At 57.5% G+C, this 19,315-nt stretch carries 19 protein-coding genes; 10 read left to right on the top strand and 9 right to left on the bottom strand.

Annotated features, from left to right (window positions below; translation table 11 throughout):
- The first annotated feature begins 1 nt into the window (after position 1).
- Positions 2 to 397 carry a hypothetical protein gene (locus VL547_RS12390; RefSeq protein ID WP_325578163.1) on the top strand — a complete coding sequence of 132 codons (396 nt, stop codon included), beginning with the start codon at positions 2 to 4 and terminating at the stop codon, positions 395 to 397.
- The gene (locus tag VL547_RS12385; RefSeq protein ID WP_325578161.1) at positions 387 to 1,055 is read left to right on the top strand and encodes a uracil-DNA glycosylase family protein; all 669 of its coding nucleotides are present in this window, start codon (positions 387 to 389) and stop codon (positions 1,053 to 1,055) included. Before VL547_RS12390 ends, VL547_RS12385 begins: the two co-directional genes overlap by 11 nt.
- Here VL547_RS12385 and VL547_RS12380 read toward each other — a convergent pair.
- Positions 1,042 to 6,549 (bottom strand): carboxypeptidase-like regulatory domain-containing protein, encoded by a 5,508-nt coding sequence (locus tag VL547_RS12380; RefSeq protein WP_325578159.1) that lies wholly within the window; start codon positions 6,547 to 6,549, stop codon positions 1,042 to 1,044. The two genes, VL547_RS12385 and VL547_RS12380, sit on opposite strands and share 14 nt — an antisense overlap.
- A gap of 100 nt (positions 6,550 to 6,649) precedes the next feature.
- On the opposite strand from VL547_RS12380, the gene VL547_RS12375 reads away from it, so the two are divergent.
- Positions 6,650 to 7,285 carry a DUF5606 domain-containing protein gene (locus VL547_RS12375; RefSeq protein ID WP_325578157.1) on the top strand — a complete coding sequence of 212 codons (636 nt, stop codon included), beginning with the start codon at positions 6,650 to 6,652 and terminating at the stop codon, positions 7,283 to 7,285.
- Between the two features lies 1 nt (position 7,286).
- Positions 7,287 to 9,011: a M3 family oligoendopeptidase gene (locus VL547_RS12370; protein WP_325578156.1), complete on the top strand. Its 1,725-nt coding sequence runs from the start codon at positions 7,287 to 7,289 to the stop codon at positions 9,009 to 9,011.
- 456 nt (positions 9,012 to 9,467) lie between these two features.
- On the opposite strand, the gene VL547_RS12365 is transcribed toward VL547_RS12370, so the two are convergent.
- Both VL547_RS12365 and VL547_RS12360 read right to left on the bottom strand, forming a co-directional pair.
- Positions 9,468 to 9,911 carry a Fur family transcriptional regulator gene (locus VL547_RS12365; protein WP_325578154.1) on the bottom strand — a complete coding sequence of 148 codons (444 nt, stop codon included), beginning with the start codon at positions 9,909 to 9,911 and terminating at the stop codon, positions 9,468 to 9,470.
- Between the two features lie 3 nt (positions 9,912 to 9,914).
- Positions 9,915 to 10,583, bottom strand: a complete 669-nt coding sequence (locus VL547_RS12360; RefSeq protein WP_325578152.1) for an SCO family protein — start codon at positions 10,581 to 10,583, stop codon at positions 9,915 to 9,917.
- Between the two features lie 168 nt (positions 10,584 to 10,751).
- On the opposite strand from VL547_RS12360, the gene VL547_RS12355 reads away from it, so the two are divergent.
- On the top strand, positions 10,752 to 11,168 hold the full coding sequence (locus VL547_RS12355) for a MerC domain-containing protein (RefSeq protein ID WP_325578150.1): 417 nt from the start codon (positions 10,752 to 10,754) through the stop codon (positions 11,166 to 11,168).
- On the opposite strand, the gene VL547_RS12350 is transcribed toward VL547_RS12355, so the two are convergent.
- Complete coding sequence (locus VL547_RS12350) at positions 11,155 to 11,892, bottom strand: DUF1080 domain-containing protein (protein ID WP_325578148.1); 738 nt, start codon at positions 11,890 to 11,892, stop codon at positions 11,155 to 11,157. The genes VL547_RS12355 and VL547_RS12350 overlap by 14 nt on opposite strands.
- 10 nt (positions 11,893 to 11,902) lie before the next feature.
- Positions 11,903 to 12,316 carry a c-type cytochrome gene (locus VL547_RS12345; RefSeq protein WP_325578146.1) on the bottom strand — a complete coding sequence of 138 codons (414 nt, stop codon included), beginning with the start codon at positions 12,314 to 12,316 and terminating at the stop codon, positions 11,903 to 11,905.
- A gap of 99 nt (positions 12,317 to 12,415) precedes the next feature.
- Here VL547_RS12345 and VL547_RS12340 point away from each other — a divergent pair, with 99 nt between their 5' ends.
- Both VL547_RS12340 and VL547_RS12335 read left to right on the top strand, forming a co-directional pair.
- Complete coding sequence (locus VL547_RS12340) at positions 12,416 to 13,258, top strand: hydroxypyruvate isomerase family protein (RefSeq protein ID WP_325578144.1); 843 nt, start codon at positions 12,416 to 12,418, stop codon at positions 13,256 to 13,258.
- Positions 13,251 to 13,712, top strand: a complete 462-nt coding sequence (locus VL547_RS12335; protein ID WP_325578142.1) for a nuclear transport factor 2 family protein — start codon at positions 13,251 to 13,253, stop codon at positions 13,710 to 13,712. The genes VL547_RS12340 and VL547_RS12335 overlap by 8 nt, the downstream gene beginning before the upstream one ends.
- Before the next feature lie 9 nt (positions 13,713 to 13,721).
- Here VL547_RS12335 and VL547_RS12330 read toward each other — a convergent pair whose 3' ends face one another.
- Together VL547_RS12330 and VL547_RS12325 are read right to left on the bottom strand one after the other, a co-directional pair.
- Entirely contained in the window at positions 13,722 to 13,979 is a 258-nt protein-coding gene (locus tag VL547_RS12330) for a hypothetical protein (protein WP_325578140.1), read from the bottom strand.
- Positions 13,980 to 13,982: 3 nt separating this feature from the next.
- Entirely contained in the window at positions 13,983 to 14,747 is a 765-nt protein-coding gene (locus VL547_RS12325) for a glycoside hydrolase family 25 protein (RefSeq protein ID WP_325578138.1), read from the bottom strand.
- Between the two features lie 48 nt (positions 14,748 to 14,795).
- Here VL547_RS12325 and VL547_RS12320 point away from each other — a divergent pair, with 48 nt between their 5' ends.
- From VL547_RS12320 to VL547_RS12310, 3 genes are read left to right on the top strand one after another with little or no spacing between them, the layout of a single operon-like run.
- A complete protein-coding gene (locus tag VL547_RS12320) occupies positions 14,796 to 15,611 on the top strand; it encodes an alpha/beta hydrolase (RefSeq protein WP_325578136.1) in 816 nt (271 codons plus the stop codon).
- Between the two features lie 38 nt (positions 15,612 to 15,649).
- Complete coding sequence (locus tag VL547_RS12315; RefSeq protein WP_325578134.1) at positions 15,650 to 16,789, top strand: glycosyltransferase family 2 protein; 1,140 nt, start codon at positions 15,650 to 15,652, stop codon at positions 16,787 to 16,789.
- Positions 16,765 to 17,817 carry an ABC transporter permease gene (locus VL547_RS12310; RefSeq protein WP_325578132.1) on the top strand — a complete coding sequence of 351 codons (1,053 nt, stop codon included), beginning with the start codon at positions 16,765 to 16,767 and terminating at the stop codon, positions 17,815 to 17,817. Before VL547_RS12315 ends, VL547_RS12310 begins: the two co-directional genes overlap by 25 nt.
- Positions 17,818 to 17,826: 9 nt before the next feature.
- On the opposite strand, the gene VL547_RS12305 is transcribed toward VL547_RS12310, so the two are convergent.
- Positions 17,827 to 18,240, bottom strand: a complete 414-nt coding sequence (locus VL547_RS12305; RefSeq protein ID WP_325578130.1) for a hypothetical protein — start codon at positions 18,238 to 18,240, stop codon at positions 17,827 to 17,829.
- Between the two features lie 40 nt (positions 18,241 to 18,280).
- Complete coding sequence (locus VL547_RS12300; protein ID WP_325578128.1) at positions 18,281 to 18,733, bottom strand: Lrp/AsnC ligand binding domain-containing protein; 453 nt, start codon at positions 18,731 to 18,733, stop codon at positions 18,281 to 18,283.
- Between the last annotated feature and the right edge of the window lie 582 nt (positions 18,734 to 19,315).

Here is a 19,315-nt window from a genome sequence, read left to right as displayed (position 1 = left end):
GATGAAAATTTGGTTCACATTGATCGCGCTGGCGGCCCTGACGGGGCTCCGCGCACAGGATACCACCCATCCCGTTCGGGTGGTGTATGTCGTACGCCCGAACCAGTATGTAGGCGCGCTGACCAAGATCCGGGTGGAGGTAAACGGACAGGTCGTCTCCATGCCCAACGCGACCTATACCGACCTGCGGTTACGCGCGGACAGCGTCACTGTCCGGATCGAAAACCGCAGGTTGAGCGGTGAAAGCGTCCTGCCGCTCGTGAGCTTCAAGGATACCAGCTATTTCGTGGTCTTCCCCGAGGTCCACGCCCACAAAAAGGACCGGCTTATCGTTACCGAAGTGGATAAAGAGGGCTATAACCGGTACGCCGATAAAATAACCCGGCATGTCCCTTAGCAAACAAATTCTCGATTTTTTGCACGCGCTTAGGTGGGAAGGCCATCTTCCAAAAGGCGTCGAAGTCCTTTCTCCCTTTCAGAAACCCGACGTTTGGGACGTTTGCAAGGTATTCTACACTAAATACTATGCGGCCGGTCCCCGCACCCTGCTCATCGGCATCAATCCAGGCCGCTTTGGCGCCGGGATGACCGGCATACCCTTCACCGATCCCATCCGCCTGAAGGACCCCTGCGGCATCGGCAACCCCTGGCCCGCCCGCCAGGAGCTGTCCTCCGTTTTCATGTACGATATGATCCACGCATATGGCGGTCCCGAGGCATTTTACGGGCAATTCTACATCACCTCGGTCAGCCCGCTCGGTTTCACCCTGGACGGCAAGAACCTCAACTACTATGACAACAGCCAGCTACTCAAAGACCTGGAGCCCTTTGCTGTACACTGTCTGCAACACCAGCTCAACTGGGGCATGGCCACCGACGTGGCATTTTGCCTGGGCGGCGGCAAGAACTTCGCTTACCTGGAGAAACTGAACGGTACATATGGTTTCTTTAAAAAGATCGTCCCGCTTCCGCATCCCCGGTTCGTGATGCAGTACCGCCTCAAGCAAAAAGATTTGCATATCCGGCAATACCTGGACGCCTTTAACGCCCGATAGTTACCTGTTCCAATCCATTCCGTCCATACAGGACCGGAAAATACATCAGCGACACCTTCACCGGGTTTAGGGCGTATCGCCCGCTGAATCGTACGTCCAGCGGGATGTCGTATACATGCACCCCCTTATACAGATAAGGCGTGAAGATGACCACGCGGTCCTTGAGGTATTCCCAATGCGTCTCGAAACCCTGGTGCTTGTCGGAATAATTGCAACCCGCGGGTATCGGTATTTCCAGCATCGTGTACTCCGACTCCCGCTTGACCTCCACCCGGACGTGAAGAACGACTTTCTCACCAAAGGTCAGGCGGTCCGTCACGGCGCCGTCTTTTATAAACTGCGTGGTCACGGCAAAAAGGCTGTCCACCGGAAGGGGATGCTGCTCCCAATGATCCTGGTGGAGGGTGAGGTAGGTATAGCCGCCCCCGGTTTTGCGGATCGTCACGGGCCCCTGGCCGCTCAAACGCGTACGATAAGGGAATCGGGTAATGCTAAAGCTGGTATCCCCCGTTACCGAGATCGTCGCCGGTTTGGAAAAGTCCTTGTACGCGGCCAGCGCGTCCGGTAGCACGGTGCTGACGATGGATGCGCTCGAAACGGTATTGTAGTATTCCCGGTCCCTCAGGAAATACTGCGTAATCGACGGTAAAAACCGCCGGCCGGCACTGTCCGCCGACAAGACCTGGTATGCCAGGACCGTCGTCGCCTTGTCGTCCCCGTACCAATGCCAGTTCTGTTCTCCCCAGTGCAAGCCGCCCAGCATATCCTGTACGCCTTTGGTCATGAGCCGACGCAGCGGCTCCCGGTAGTCCCGGCCAAGCACCTGGAGTATGCGCACGTATGCCCATTGGTCGTGTTGGTCCAGGGAGTCGAAACGGATGGTCGCGATATAGGGATCGTATGCCATCACGTGTCCCGCCTCCACCATGGTCTTCAGGGGGTCGAGCCGGTCCCGCCACGCTAGCCTGGGGAGCTCGTCCTGGAGATACAGCAGTCCATTGCGGATCGCGTTGGCCACCATGGGGTCCTCCCGGAGCGGTAAGAGCGCCCGGATGACGTAACAGGTAATAAACCGGTCGGCGGTCCCTTTTTCCCACCAGCTCCAACCGCCCTCATACAGCTGATTATCCTCGAGTCGTTTTGTCAGCCTGGCAATCCCGGCGTCGTCCTTGAACGGCCGCCCGAGCAGCGCGTTGATCTTTTTCTCCGCCAGCAGCCCCGTCAGCTTAGAAGACGTCTGCTCCATACAAAAGAAGGGATAGTCGTGCAGATAGGAAAGGTTGTCCAGCAGCACATCCAGCGTGTTGTTGCGGACATACAGGGTTACCGGGCCGCCCTTTTCCGGATGGAACGTGACCGTCGTGTCCCCCTGGAGCAGGTAGAAAGCCCCGGTCGTCTCCTCGAGCCCCTTCCGGAAAACGGGGACGCTTCGCTCCTCACCATCCTCATACGCGCCCGTTTGCAGGCTGAAACGGGTCCGCAGGCTATCCATCTTCGCCGTTACCGGATCCCGCAGGACGACCGACGTCTTACCGCCGACCAGCGTGTCCATTTGTCCTTCCTGTCCAAAGGACACCCGCACCCTGTACGGGTCAGCGGTGTAGTTGAGCACTCTTCCCACCAGGTCCGCGCTGTCCCCTTCCACCAGGAAACGGGGCAGACTGAGCGTGGCTTCCAGTGGCTTGAAAGAAGCCGCCTTTCCGATCGTCGCTCCCATCCTTTTGGCGCGGTCCATACCTACCACGAAATTATCCCACCGGGTCGTGTTGTCAGGGTAGGTTACGGCGATGTCTGCCCGGCCGTCCTTATCCGTAAGCTGGTGGGGTTGCCAAAAGCCAAAGTCCCTGAACCGGGTGCGCATCTTCGTGGCGCCTTCGGCTGCCTCCAGCGTCGGTATGGACGGCATGGGAGGGGCCGGCGCCTGATCTATCGTCAGCCCGGATACTCTCCCTTCCAGCATCACCGCGGCGCCGGTATAAGATCGCTTCTTTTGCACGCCATAGCCCACGACCACTACATCCTCAAGGCTGGACGCCCTGGCCTCCAGCCGCACACTGACGACCTCCTGTCCCCCGGCGGTAGCTACGGCGTCTACCTTTTTGACCTCGTACCCGATATAGGAAACCTGGAGGGTCAGTTTACCCGACCTTACGGCCCTCAGGCGGAAATAACCGTCTTTGTCGGTGACCGCATACGTCCTGGTACCGCTGATGATCACGGAGGCGCCGACGATCCCGAGACCGCCATGGGTGTCCACGACGCGACCGGTAACCGTTGCTTCTCCATCGGGATATTTTGGGAGGTCGTCATCCTTCGCCTCTTCCCGCGGCAGCGTTTGTATGGTAAGGGGGAGGCTTGCCCGCATCGCGTTCAGCCTCGCCTCTTCGGCGAGCCTGTCTATAAAAGTGTTCTCCCCATACCAAATGCTTTCGGCGTGTACGCACAACAGCTGGTTAGCCACGATGTCGAGCCGGCGGCGGACGGCCGTCCGGAAGTAACGGTCGACCAGCAACAGCGTATACCTGCCCGGCGCGATGTTGTCGATCACGCCACTGGTACCGTTCAACACCAGGCGGGTCTCATTGTTTTGTTCGGGTTCGAGGACGACATACCGGGCGCCCAATTCCCGGGTACGGAGCAACAGCCGGCCATAGCCGTTTTGATGGTATTCATTCGTGCGCCCCGGTGACAGCTCCAGGAAGGGTCCGGGGGGCGCCGCGATGGGATTAGACATATCCGGCGTATCGGGCAGCGTGTCCCCGAGCACCCAGGAGGTAGTGACGGGGAGTGAGAGCGGTACCACCCCCTTGACGACCGGAAGCGGATCCATTTTCTCCAGACGCAGGATATCTTTTGACAGCTGGTACTGGTACCCGGGCTCCAGGCGGAATTGGATCTCGAAAAAACCCGGCGCAAAAAAACGGAGACTTTCTCCCGCCGGGTCGAAGGGACCCAGGATATGGTAGCGGTCCCCGTTCAACCGCGTCCCCCGGTTCCCCTGGAAGACATATCCGTTATACGTCCCGTAGGCGCTCCGGTTCTGCCAGAGACGATTCCGCAGCAGCTCCTTCTCCTCTACCGTATAACACGGCGGGGCGAGTCTGCGGACGGCGTGCGCGGGGAGATGGTCCAGGTCGATCACCACGTCCCTCCGGTAGTACGGTTGGGCATAAACGCTGTCCACCTCCACGTATTCGTCGTACAAACGCAACCCGATCTTTGTGTATGCGGGCTGTAGCTCGAATACATAAGGCAGCGGATCGGTGACGCCGTCATAGTAGACCAACCGGTTATTCAGATACAGCAGGTAGATGCGCTGCGGAATGCCGTTCTTGACGGCGTACACGCTTACTTCCGGGGTAAAGGTGGATATAAGGGTGTTTAGGGAGAACAGCGAGTCCCCTGAATACAACATCCGGTAATACGTCATCGTATCCAACCCGAACGCTCGTATCCAGGACCGGTGTTTTTCCAGGGGAATGCGCCATCCGGCCCCGGGGGTGGCGCCGGTGAAGTGGATCCCCAACCGGGCGGGGTTGTTATGGTAACGCGCGGTATACAGTAGTTGGGGCGCCCGGATGTCCGTCCCGAACTGCGCGTTGTAACTATATGCGGTCAGGTCCACACCGGCATCCGGCCGTCCTTTGGCGTCCGATACGCGGACATGCAACGTGTCCTTTTGTCCCGGGAAGACCCGCTGTCTGCCGGTCAGGGTTATGCTCAACATCTGGTAAGGAGTCCATATCCTTGCGGTCTTCGATTGCAATTCCCCTTTCCAGAAGTATTGCCAGGCGACCGTATAGGTATCGTGGATATGAGGGGATGGGTGGCCCCACCGTATCGTCTTGTTTTCGCTGAAGCCCTGGTCCAGGAGCGTTTCCCCATCCATCACCCTGAACGATACCGGTATGGCGCGGGGATTGGTCAACACGAAACCCAACGTGTCGCCGCGGCAATCCGGACCCTCGTCTATGGCGTATGCGCCCGGGTCGCTGTCGAGGGAGTCTGTAAAATGTCCCTGTTGGCCGACGTAGAAACGATAGCGGCTCGCCCATGGATCTATCCGCCTGACCAGCGGATAGCGCACCGGCTGCAAACCGCGGCCACTCCCCTCTGCTGCCAGGTAGCCGTCCCCTTGAACGCTTCTCCCGTTGACCATGTAGGTGGCGTGTAGGCTGTCGCCGGAGGTCTCCACCAGCAGCTCCTTTCTCCCCGGCGCATACACCAGGTCCAGATCCTTGTCGTGTCTTTCCCCGGCGGCGTCGATGATGGTTCCCGCGGCGCCTATGGTCATCCCGACCGTTGGCAGTTTCCGGGTGTCCAGACCCAGGATGGTTTCCTCATCGGTTTTAAGCGGAATTGTCTCCGTATAAAGGGTATCGGGCACATACACGGTATCCTGGTCGAAACGGGTAACACTCCCCCGGGTCAACACCAAACGAGCTTGCGCGTCCAGGATAGGCAGGCCGTTGGCGTCCGACGCCCCCGCCAGCAACCGGATCGAATCGCCTTGATATACCGTTTCCTTTTCGGCCCGGAAGCGATAATCGGTGACTTCATCCAGGTTATAGTCTTCGATGTCGAAGCCGTCCTCCGTTATAGCCTTATCCTTATCCAGGAATGCAAGAGTATAATGGGTGCCTGAGGGGAGCGTATCCGACAGGGGGAAACTAAACGTATATGACGCCGGTTCCGGGTGCCCACAGACACCCAGATCCTGGGTTTTAAATTCACCGTTCCGGGTATACTCCAGGATCAATTTTAGAGGTTTTTGATACCGACGACGTTTATAATCAAGGATATATGCCTTCACCCGAACGGTATCCGACGGCTTGTACTTTGGCTGGCTGAAGAGGACCGTGGACACGCCCTCCTTGTCAGAATGCCGTGGGTGGAACAGACGCCTGACTCCCGTTTTGAGCCGCCATTTCAGCGTGCGCCAGTGAAACCGGTGTCTGATGGGGTTGCCGCCCGTCTTTTCCAACCGCACGAATGTCGTATCACCGGGTATGCAAATTTTTACGATCGCCTTATCCGGGTGTTTCAGTGGTATCCTGTAACCCTGAAGTTCGGGCAAGTATGGCGCTTTAATGTCGTCGACCCGTACGTCCGCGTCGCTGATCATCTTGTCCGGGCTTTCCCTTCGCCGGACCTGTATTTGCAACCGCCGCTGGTCGCCGATGGGATAAACGATCAGGTCTGAAATCAGTATCAGACGGGTGACCAGCTGGTTATCCACGACTTTTACCGAGACGTATTGTCCCGGCGGGAGCCGGTCCTCATGCACGCCATCGGCTGGAAAAACGGCCTCCGTGGACCGGCCGGCCAGCCCGTCCACCGGCAGGCTGTCGTGACGGATACACCATTCCGCCAGGCCCGCGTCGATACGATACACCAACTCCCGGTGGCTATTCCTATCCATATTTTTCAGGCTGGCCTGAGCCAGCCCTCCCAGCGGTAACGCCAGGCCGAGGTAAAGCATCCACTGTCGCATGAACCTATGGTGCAGCGGGCCACCGGATTACACACGGCCACCGGCTTTTTTTAGAAATTGGGCAATGTAGTTTATATTGCACGGCCAAAATTTCACGAACATGGAGTATAACAGGATTATTGCCATTACCGGACTCGGCGGCCTATTCGAGCTGCTGAGCAGCAAATCGGACGGGGCGATCGTCAAATCGCTGGAAGACCAGCAGACCCGTTTTGTATCGTCCCGGGTCCACAATTTCTCGCACCTGGAAAGCATCGAAGTATACACAAACCGCGAAAACATCAACCTCGTCGACCTGTTCAAGGCCATCCAGGACAGCGGCGAAGCGCTGCCGCAGGAAAAGGATGCCTCGGCCGTCAAGGCGTTTTTTGTAAAGGTGTATCCCGACCTCGACTTCGATCGCATCTACAACAGCGACATGAAGAAGATGGTGAAGTGGTATGCGTTGCTGACCGCCGCGGGCGTGGAGCTAAAGCTCTCCAACGAGGGTGAGGAAGAAGCCCACGAGGCGGCCGTGGAGGCTGTCGCGGAAGAGGCGACTGCCGAACCCGCCGCAGAGCCCGCGCCTAAGAAGGCGGCGAAAAAGAAGGCCGCCGAGGCTTCTTCTGAAGCGCCAGCAGCCGACGCCCCCGCAGCCGACGCCCCCGCTCCGGCGCCTAAGAAAAAAGCCGCCAAGCCCGCCGCCTCAGGCGACGAGCCTGCCCCCGCGAAAAAAGCGGCGCCCAAAAAGAAATAACATGACCTACACTGCTGACATACATAAAACACCGCGGCACTTCCTGCCCGCCGGCTTTAGCATCACGGACTGGGACCACCTGGAGCCCTTTTTCAACGCGCTGGTGGAACGCCCGCTGAACACGCCCGCCGACCTGGAACAATGGCTGCGGGATATGAGTGAAGTGGAAGCCGTAGTCAGCGAGGACGCCAGCTGGAGACAGATACGGATGACCTGCGATACTGAAAACAAGGCCTTGGAGGAGGCCTTTGTTTATTTTTGCATGGAGATACAACCTCGGCTGCAACCCTATGCCGACAAGCTGAACAGGAAGTTCATCGAATCCCCGCTGACCGGCGGGCTCGACGAAAAGACCTACTTCACCTACCTCCGCAACGTTCGCAAAAGCATCGACCTTTTCAGGGAGGCTAACATTCCCATCCAGGCCGAGTTGAGCGTACTGCAACAACAATACGGCGTCATCGCGGGTAAGATGACCGTCGTCGTCGACGGACAGGAATACACGCTGCAGCAGGCCGCGAAATTCCTCGAGAAGCCCGACCGGGCGCTCCGCGAACAGGTTTACCGGGCGATCAACGACCGCCGGCTCCAGGACCTGAACCCCCTGAACGACCTGTATTCCCAGCTGATCGCCAAGCGTCAGCAGATCGCCGAAAACACCGGTTATGAAAACTACCGGGACTATCGTTTTGCCGAGCTCGGCCGTTTCGACTACACCAAAGAAGACTGCTTTCAATTCCACGAGGCGGTCAAGCAACACGTCCTTCCCCTGGTCCGCCAGGTATACGAACGCCAGCAGAAGCGACTGGGTCTGGACGCCCTCCGTCCCTGGGACACCGAGGCCGTTCCCCAAGGCGAAGAGCCGCTGCATCCGTTTAAAAACGGAGCTGAACTACTACAAAAGTCCGAACGCTGTCTGGATGCCCTGAACCCTTTCTTTGGCGACTGTCTCCGGAAAATGTCGTCCCTCGGCCATCTCGACCTCGACAGCCGGAAAGGCAAAGCCCCCGGTGGATACAACTGCCCCCTGGCGGAAAGCGGCGCTCCTTTTATCTTCATGAACGCCGCGGGCCAGATGCACGATGTCACTACCATGGTGCACGAGGGCGGTCACGCCATCCACTCTTTCCTGGCGCATCCGCTGGCGCTGTCTGCGTTCAAGGAATATCCCATGGAAATCGCCGAGGTCGCGAGCATGTCGATGGAGTTGTTCACGATGGAGCATTGGGACGTTTTCTTTGACGACGCCGAAGAACTACGCCGCGCAAAGATCCTGCAGCTGGAGCGTGTAATTACTATCTTCCCGTGGATTGCTACTATCGATAAATTCCAACACTGGATTTACGAAAACCCGCGCCACACGCCTGAAGAGCGCAAGGACGCGTGGTTGAGCATACTTCGTGAATTTACTGTAGATGTAGTAGACATTACAGGTCTGGAGCACTACCGGAGTCATAGCTGGCAACGCCAACTTCATCTTTTCGAGGTGCCGTTTTATTACATCGAATACGGTATCGCTCAACTAGGCGCCATCGGTATGTGGAAACAATTCCGCGAAAACCCCGCCCATGCACTGGACAATTATATTCAGGCACTTAGCCTTGGGGGTATGCGCACCCTGCCGGAGCTCTATGCGTCAGCAGGACTCCAATTTGACTTTTCCCCAAAACATATACAAACTTTAATTGAATTTATACAAAAAGAATTAGTAAAATTGTATTTGTAAACTAATCAGAGCCTTAACCAAAGTCCCGGCGTTTCTACGTCGGGACTATGTTTTTTGGGGGCAGCCTTTGGGCGTGAAAACTTAAGGCTGCCCCAAAAAAACCGCATCATTAATGGGGGGTGTCCCCCCAAACCCCCCGTCGCGTTTTTACGTCCCTCCCGATTCACTTCCTTCGCTCCTTGCTCCTTCGTCGCTCTCGTCGCCCGCCTACCGCCGGCGCTGCGCGCGGCTGTGTCCGGGCGCTACCTTCGAGCCCTTTCCTTCGCTCCTTGCTCCTTCGTCGCTCGCGTCGCCCACCTACCGCCAGCGCTGCGCGCGGCTGCGCGTGGGCGGCTTGCGCCGCGGCGCCGCAATGCGGGCGCGGCGTGCGGGGCGCGGGGGGCACAGGCGCGAGCGCAGGGATGCGCGAGGCGCATTGGGGCGTGGAATGCGAACGCGCTAAAGCGGCGGAAGCGCTCAGGCCTTCGGCCCGCGCGGAGCGCGTTGGCAGGCGTCGCAGACGCCGTTTACGATGACTTGGACCTGGCGGGGGGAGAAGCCGGTGGGGAGGTGGACGGAGGGGACGGCGATGTGGTCCAGGCAGACGGTTTTGCCACAGTGGTTGCAGACGAAGTGGACGTGGTCGTCCTGGTGATGGGCTTCGGTGCAGGTGTCGTTGCAGAGGGCGTAGCGGACGGTGTTATCGGAGGTGGGGATGGGATGGAGGAGCCCTTTTTCGACAAAGCTTTGGAGGGTGCGATAAACGGTTACCCGGTCGAAGGGCGCGTCGCCGGCCTTTTCGATGTCGGCATGAGACAAGGCGCCGTTGGCACGGAGGAAGAGCTCCAGGATGCGGAGCCTGCCTTCGGTTACGCTCAGGGAGTGTTCCTTGAGCAGGGAGCGGGCGTCTTTTGCGTACATAAGCTACGACGGGTTATTGTTGAACATTCCCCCGGAAAAACGGGTGCCGGAAGGCTCTTTGAGCAAAGCACGGATATCCTTTTGCAACTTGCCGAGCTCTTCCTGTTTCAAACCGTCATAGATGCCGCGGACACGGCCGTTGCGGTCGACGAGCGCGATCAGCTGTGTGTGTATGAACTGGTCGGCCAGCTTTTGCTTGTTGTTGCCTTCGTCGTCGAGGTGATAGCTGTCGCGGGCGGCGCCGTAGAGTCTGGCCTTTGTGCCGGTGAGGAATATCCAATGCCTGGGATCGTTAAAGCCCATCGAATCGGCATACTTCTTCAGCTGCGCGACGCTATCCCGGTCAGGGTCGGAGGTATGCGACATCAGCAGCACGTCCGGCTCGTTTTTAAAGGGCTCGTATATCCAATGTTTGATGTTGTCGTTCATACGCGGGCAGATACCCGGGCACGTCGTGAAAAAAAACGATACGACGCACACCTTTCCCTGCACGTCCTGCTCGGTAACGGTGTCTCCCAATTGATCCGCGAATCGAAAGGGCTTCACATCGGCGATGACAGGTAACTTCACCTTGTAGTCATCCGTCCCCGCAAACAAGGCAAACCAGAATATCACCAGAAAAACGAGCGACCCGCCCACGTACCACAAAACCCGTCTGAATCTTTTACTCATAGCCCAAAATTACGACACCCCGCCCAAACTCCCCGTTGACAGCGCCAGGGACAACAAAAGATTTGCAACAATGTTGCACAAACCATATCTTTGCAGCCCGACGGGCTCCCATAGGAGCAACCCGATGGGAGCCGCCCGGCGGCACGGAATCCGAAGACTCGCAGCCTGATGAAAAAAACGCGGTTTAATTGGGACCTCCTGGGCATGTCCGCCTCGATCGCCTGCGCGATCCATTGCGCGGTGCTGCCGCTGTTTCTGACAGCGCTACCGCTGTTTGGATGGGAGGTGCTGCACAATCCCTGGTTCGAGGGCGGAATGATCGGCCTGGCAGGGGTCGTCGGGAGCCAGGCGCTGTATCATGGCTATAAACAACATCACCGGCGCCTGATGCCGGTGGTATTGTTTGCGGCGGGGTTCGCCTGCCTTATCCTAAAAGAGGTTTTTCACGACTACCACGTCCTCCTGCTCGTTCCGGCGGTCGGACTCATCCTTTGGGCCCACCTGTTGAACCTGCGGCTCGTCGGACGGCGCCACACCTCCGAACCGGCGTCCGCCGACGGCGCGGAGCGCCCTAAAGCTGCTTGATCTGTATATTCCTGAAATACACGTTCTCGTCCCCCCCATGGTCCTGCAGGGCAATATGTCCCTTGTGAAAAGCGGCAAACCCGGGCATTTGCGCAAACTTGCTGCCCGCGACCATCTTATTCCAGTCGTCATCCCACATCTTAGTTTCGACGACGACGACGCTATCGAGCATAAACCGCAACTTGCCGTTCTTGACCCGAATATCCACCTCATTCCATTCGCCCACCTTCCTGACGGGCTGCCACCGGCTGGGCACGAGGTCATAGAGATCGCCAGCGCGGTGTTTTAGGATCTTGCCGTCGGGGTGATTGTCGTTGTCCAGGATTTGCATTTCGGGACCGGTCTCATACGTATCCTGGTATTTAGCCGGGTCTTCGTGCACGTCGAACATGATCCCGCTATTGGCGCCCTTGGTGATCTTCCAATCCAGCCTCAGCTCGAAGTTCTCGTACTCGCCGTCGGTGATCAGGTCGCCGCGGCCCGCTTTGGAGCTCCCGTTCAACTTGAGGACGCCGTCCTCGCCCACCATCCAGGCTTCACCCGCCCCGGTCTTGCCGTAGGTATGCCAGCCCTTGGTCGTCTTCCCGTCAAAAAGCGAGACCCAATCGTCGGAAGAGGAGGAGACGGTCGACGACGCAACCACAGAAGGCAAAACGACGGAAGGCATAAACGCCGTAAGCGTCACACCCCCCACAAAGCACACCAGCAGGAGCGATCCCTTCATAGCGTAAAATTTATTGCTTATACGAAAGTACATACCTAACGAGCGTTTCCGCGTCCTTTTCGGACAGGGCGGCGTGCGGTGTCATGGGCACATCGCCCCAGCTGCCCTTGCCACCGGAAATGACTTTTTGTGCAAGATGCTCCACCGTTCCGGGTTTGGTGGAGTCGTAACGCGCGGCGATCATCACGAACGAGGGGCCGGTCACCGGCTTGTCGGGTGCATGACACGTCTTGCAGTCGTTCTGTAACATAAGGGCATAACCGGGATGTCCGGTGTGCTCGGTACCGGCGGAGGAGCTGGCGGCGGAGGAGTCCGTGATCTTGGTTATGGCTGCCGCGGAGTCCGACGACGTAGGCTGCGAACCCTGGTTGTTGTTACAGGCGGCGAGCGCCACGAGCGATACGATCCCGATCAGTTGCTTCATGATTTTTTGATTTTCGCCACACAAGTTACTAAATTTATCATCTCACAATCGTAAACGATGGAACCTCATTCCCGCAGACAGGCCATAAAAAATATTTTGATGACTTCAGCCGGCATCGGCGCCCTGGGCGGTTCCGCCCTGGCCAGCGCCACAGGAATACCCGACGCACGCAGGGCGCTCAGGAACAACATCCACCAGTCCGCTTGCTATTGGGTGTACCACGATATACCGCTCGACCAGTTTTGCGTTACGCTCCAACAGCTGGGGTTGAGCGCCATCGACCTGATCGGCCCCAAGGACTGGCCGGTCCTCCAGCAGCATGGCATCACCTGCGCCATGTGCAACGGCGCGGAATTGGGGCTCTACGACGGCTTCAGCCACCCCGAGTTCCATGACACCCTGATAAAGAACTATACCGAATGGATACCGCTCGTGGCCAAGGCGGGTTTCAAAAACCTCATTTGCTTTAGCGGCGCCCGCCGGGGTATGGACGACGAGACGGGTATGCAGAACTGCGTCAAGGGTCTGCAAAAGCTGCTGCCCCTGGCGGAAAAACACGGGGTAGTGCTCGTAATGGAGCTCCTCAACAGCAAGATCGACCACAAGGATTATATGTGCGACCACACCGCCTGGGGTGTGGAGCTCTGCAAGCGCGCGGGCTCGGATAACCTGAAGCTTCTCTACGACATCTACCACATGCAGATCGACGAGGGGGACATCATCCGCAACATCCGGGAAAGCCACCAATATATCGCGCACTATCATACCGGCGGGGTTCCCGGCCGGCACGAGATCGACGATACCCAGGAGCTGTACTATCCCGCGATCATGAAGGCTATCCTGGAAACCGGTTTTACCGGCCACGTAGCCCAGGAGTTCGTGCCTTCCGGACCGGACAAGATCGCGGCGCTCAGGAAGTGCATAGACATTTGCGATGTATAAATGGTTACTCCTGCTTCTGCTGGCAGCGCCCGTGGCGACAAACGCCGCGCCGCTTCGCAAAACGGCGCCGGAAACCGGCGCCGCGCAAACGGATGACGCCACCGCCATCCGCCACGTCCTCGACGTCCAGTCCCAAGCCTGGAACCGTGGCGACATCCCGGAATTCATGCAAGCCTATTGGCAAAACGACTCCCTGACCTTTATCGGCAAGGCCGGCCCCACCTATGGTTACCAGCCCACCCTGGAGCGTTATAAGAAAGTCTACCCGGACAAGGCTACCATGGGCTTCCTGACCTATAGCAACCTGCAGCTAAAAAGACTAAGCAGCGACTACTTCTTCATCATCGGCAACTGGCACCTCAAACGTGACATGGGCGATATCGGGGGCACCTTCACCCTGCTGATGCGCAAGATCGACGGTCAATGGAAGATCGTCGTCGACCACACAAGCTAAGCGACCACGCTAGCTGTGCGCGTCCGGCGGATCACCCGACTCGGTATGCCGCCACTGACGATACAAATAGACGATCAGTCCCGAAAGGCTGGTCAGGAAAAAAAGATAATAAAGCCCGTTTTGCCACGTGAAACGGCCCTCCACGAACGCATACCCCGGCATGATGCCCGCCACCACCTGGACGAGCATCCACAGCAATGACACGGAAAGCGTACGCACGATCCGCAGCATGAACTTCACCATCTCCGGTTCTATTCCCGAGGGCATAGGCTATGGTAATAATAGTTGTTTGAGCGCCAGGCTGTCTCCAAAGAATACGTTGAAATCCACCGGGGCGTTGATCCCGCTGACGTGGCCCGATTCACTGTGCTGCCAGAACGACCAGTCGCGGGCAATCCGGGGTCTGTCCTTCTGGATATAGTGGGCCGCCCACAAGGGATAATCATCAAACATCCTGCCCAGGTGTCTGTCATAAAAATCGACGCTGGTATAAATAAGGGGTTTCACCCCGGTACTCGTCTGTACAACGTCCAGCCACTCCTTCACCCGCTGGCGGATCAGCGTATCCCGGACGCCATAGGTATCTTCGACGTCGATGACCGGTGGAATGTCTCCGGACTCCAGCGTAATCGTCGCCAGAAAGTTCTCCGCCTGAGCGCGACCGCTCTTCGTCGCCAGGAAATAATGATAGGCGCCCCGGATCATGCCCGCGTCCCTGGCTTCGTCCCAGTTCCGCCGGAACTGGGCGTCGACCCGGCCCAATCCCTCGGTCGCCTTTATAAAAACGAAGTCGAGGTGCACCCCCCTGACCTCCATCGAATGGACCATCGGCCAGTTGATCCGTCCCTGGTGCCAGGAGACGTCGATGCCATGGATGGAATAATTGACGGGAATGTCGGTCCCGAATTCCTGGTAACGGACGAATCGATCCTCCCGGGAGCGCCAGAACTGGAAGTTGATAATGGCGACGATCGCCAGCACCAACAACGCCAATATCCAGAAAACCCATTTACGGATCTTGAGCTTTTTTCTCACGATCACAAACCTACGACATTGGGGGAGAATGAATACATTCGTTCTTTGATGGCCTACACACGTTCCGAAATAACCCTGGCGGGCGGCCAGGTCTCTTATATACGTTGGGGCCGGGGCCCCAGGGTCATCGTGGCGCTCCATGGATATGGAGAACGGGCGCTGTCCTTTACGCATTGGGGCAACGCCCTCCCGGAGGAGTATACGATGTACGCCCCCGACCTTCCCCTCCATGGAAGCGGTCGTTGGCAGGAAGACCAGCCTTTCACCGTCGATCACCTGAACCAACTGATAAGACGCCTGACCAGCGAAGGCCAAGGTAAAGTCATTTTATGCGGCTACAGCATGGGCGGACGGCTTTGTCTTTCCTATACCCAGTCCTATCCGGAGGAGCTGGACCGGATTGTCCTGTTCGCCCCGGACGGGCTGAAGGTCAACTTCTGGTATTGGTTGGCCACCCAAACCCGGACCGGGAACCGGCTCTTCCGCTATACCATGGAACACCCGTCCTGGTTCCTTGGCATAGTCCGCGGCCTCGGCGCCCTGAACCTGATCAACCGCGGCGTCGTCAAATATGTCCATCGCCACCTCGGGGAACGGGCCGCCCGTATGGACCTCTACCGGATCTGGACGTGTATGCGCACCTTCCGCCCGGACCTGGATGCCGTGGCCCGGAAAATCCGCGAAAGCAACCTGCAGACCCGGTTGGTCTTCGGCCGCTTCGACCGGATCATCCAACCGTCGCAAGGTTATCGTTTCGAAAAAAAACTCGATGACAGCCTGTGCCAGATGGTCGAGCTCTCCGCGGGACATCAGCTGCTGACGCGCGAGCTCACGCCCCTATGCCTTAGCATAATAACGGACTGAGGAAGGATCATATCCAACAAGTGCGTACCTTACGCCGAATGGCATTTACACTGACTGGCGCTTTCCTGTTCCTCGTCTATGCCTCTTGCCTGGTTTTCTACCGGCAGGCATGGCTGGATATGCCTCTTTTCGAGCCTGACAAAAGCTTTCAACCCAAGACATTCATTTCCGTGATCATCCCCGCCCGGAACGAGGAGGACAACATCGGCGCCCTGCTCCGGACGCTGCTGGACCAGGACTACCCCGCGGAACGCTTCGAGGTCATCGTCGTGGACGACCATTCCACCGACCGGACCCCCGACGTCGTCCGCTCCTTTGGCGATCCGCGCATACGGCTGATCACACTCGCCGACCACCTCAGCCCGGGTGAACGGCTGAACGCTTACAAGAAAAAAGCGATCGACACCGCCATCTCTCAAAGCCGGGGCGACCTGATCGTGACCACCGACGCTGACTGCCTCGTAGAACCCCGCTGGCTCCGCCTCCTTAGTTCGTGTTACGAAGAGCGGCAGCCCGTTTTTATCGCGGCCCCGGTGGCCTACACGGACGAAACTTCCTTCCTGAAAGTCTTTCAGTCCCTCGACTTCATGACCCTCCAGGGCATCACCGGTGCCTCCGTGTACAAAAAGTTTCACACCATGTGCAACGGCGCCAACCTGGCCTACAGCAAGTCGGTCTTCCACGAGGTCGGCGGCTTCCGGAATATAGACTCCATCGCTTCCGGCGACGATATGCTCCTGATGCACAAGATGTATAAAAAATACCCCGACCGCATAGCGTTTTTAAAGAACCCGGACGCGATCGTCAGAACCGCTCCCATGCCTACGTGGAAGTCGTTCTTCAACCAACGCATCCGCTGGGCAAGCAAGGCCGACAAATACGACGACAAGCGTATCATAGCGGTACTGGCCCTGGTCTACCTGTGGAACGTCTGGTTCCTGGTTGCCGGCGTGGCCGCGTTTTTTGTACATGGCCTTTGGCTGACCTGGCTCATTTTCCTGGTCATAAAAACCATCGTCGAGCTCTGGTACCTGGAGCCCGTGGCCGTTTTTTTTAGTAAGCAAAACCTCCTCTGGAAATTCCCCCTGGCGCAACCCGTGCATATTGCGTATACGATCATTGCCGGCTGGCTGGGTAAATTCGGCAGTTATCAATGGAAAGGAAGACAGGTCAAATAGCGCCCCTGGCGATCATCGGCCTGGCGTTCGCCCTGGCTGTCTTTGCCTACGTGCTCGCCCCGGATCATTCGCCGTACGCCAACCGCATGACGGTGGAGATCGGCGGCAAACCGCCCGGTTACACGCAGCGATTCCTGTTATTACGCTACCCCGCCTATGAACGCGTAAGCTGGATCCAAAGGCTTTGGTCCGGCGCCCCCGACTCGGCCGCCTACCTACCCATCACCAGCTGGCGGATCGACGGCGACTCGATTCGCGTGTTGCGTTACATCGACGACGGCCTCACCGAGCCCCAGGCGTATGCGCTGGCGCGCGTAGCCCCCCGCGGCGTCCCCGTCGACCGCTACCTGCATACGCACCGCTACTGGCTCGGCGCCGATCGTTTCGGCCGCGACGTCCTGAGCCGCCTGTTGATCGGCACCCGTGTTTCCCTAAGCGTCGGCCTCGTCGCCGTAGCCCTGTCGCTGAGCATCGGCATCGTCCTGGGCGCGCTCGCCGGCTATTACGGCGGCCGGCTGGACGAGCTCATTGTCTGGTTTATGAATATCGTATGGAGCATCCCTACCCTGCTGCTGGTTTTCGCGATCACCTTTGCACTCGGGAAAGGGTTCTGGCAGGTCTTCGTGGCCGTGGGGCTTACCCTTTGGGTCAACGTGGCGCGGACCCTCCGAGGTCAGGTACTGGCGGTCCGGAACATCGAATACGTGGAAGCCACGAGAGCGCTCGGCTTTTCGGACGCGCGGATCATCTTCCGGCACATCCTCCCGAACGTATTGGGTCCGGTACTCGTCGTGGCCGCCGCCAATTTCGCCTCGGCCATCGTCATCGAAGCCGGGCTTAGTTTCCTGGGGGTGGGTGTGCAACCTCCTCAGCCCAGCTGGGGTCTAATGATCAAAGAAAACTACAGCTTTATCATCACCAGCAACCCAAGCCTGGCGATCATACCGGGCGTGGCCATCATGATTTTGGTACTCGCGTTCAACCTGCTGGGCAACGCGCTCCGCGACCGTCTCGACGTGCGGCGCTGAGGCGCACAGCTACTTCATGGAATACCGATAGCTCCCCGTCCAGACATTGCTCGACTTGTCGTTCGACGTCACCGTGACCGTGACGAGACAGGTCTCCTGCGCGGGCGTATTGGCGATGGTAAAATTATTGGTAGCCTGGCTGTTGTTGACGCTGGTGGTGTAGAAAGGGCTACCCGACTGACCGTCTACGGCGGCGCTGACGGCGATCGTCACGCCTTTGGGCGGCATGGTGGAGGTCACCGTAACGGAGAGCGCGAACGTAGGGCCGGGGGCTGCGGCCTGGGTACTTCCGTTAGTGGGATTGGTGGTAACGGCAAGCGTGGCTTCACTGGAATTGTTGTTGCCGCCGCCTCCCTTTCCGCAAGCAGTAAAAGCGGCACAGATCAAAAAGGCGCTGACGACCTTGACAAGCGTTGTTCTCATGGAACCTAAATTACAATAATTTGTGTTGCGGTGGTACACTTTAATCGAGCGAAACGCGCACATTCCTGTTCAGGCTTTCCTCCAGGGAAATAAAGGTTTCGGTCCTTTCGATACCCTTTATCTTCTGCACTGTATCATGGAGAACATATCGGAGCTGGTTGATATCCTTGCAGACGATTTCCGCGAACATCGAATAATTGCCCGTGGTATAATTCAGCCGGACGATCTCCGGGATCTTTTCCAGATCCTTTGCCACGGAATCGTACAATGAGCTTTTTTCCAGGTATATCCCCAGGAAAGCGATGACGTCGTAACCCAACGCCTTGAGGTCGACCGTCAACCTTGTCCCTTTGACAATGCCATACTCCTGCAGTTTCTTGATGCGTACGTGGATGGTACCTCCGGAAACGAACAATTGCTTACCCAGGTCTGCATACGAAATCTCCGCATTTTCCATCATCGCATGTATGATCTGCAGGTCCAATTTGTCCAAATTCAATTTACCGCTCATTTTGCTAGGTTGTTTTTGATAAAATTCAATCGGTCACCCCTTTTTTTCCAAAACATCTAATCTTTTAAAAATTGTCTTGAATTTTATCAAACGAAATCGAAAATCTCTTTAATTTTGTTTTGTCATTTCGGGGTTTCGATAGAAAAGCTACAAAAAAATAGGCTTTCTGCTGTAATACCGCAAATTACAACTTTTACTGTGGAGTGATGGAATTTGGCAGACATACCCTCTTGTCTCGGGGGTGGGGGAAACGGGATAAACTTAGTGTAATGCCGTGACCGTTTTGCGACAGTTGCGACTGGGGTTGACCACCACAACATTGCGCTATGGCTAACCGCCCCGTGGAGGTTCGAGTCCTCCCTCTACAGCTCTCTCTGATGGTGATAAAAGAGCCCGTGCTAGCGATTGCCTGGCCGGGCTTTCTTGTTTTTGCGCCCGCCCGCCGTATCGTACCGCACCACCGCCTGCCGCACCGTCGCCTGCCGGAATAGTCGAGGGGTCCCGCCCTCTTTCCTCCGCTTTGACGTGCACCGCCGCCTGCCGGAATAGTCGAGGGGTCCCGCC

Source organism: Dinghuibacter sp. (assembly GCF_035492835.1).
GTDB lineage: Bacteria > Bacteroidota > Bacteroidia > Chitinophagales > Chitinophagaceae > Dinghuibacter.
The sequence above is the reverse complement of the archived record's forward strand: the minus strand, read 5'-3'. Positions and strand labels throughout refer to the sequence as shown.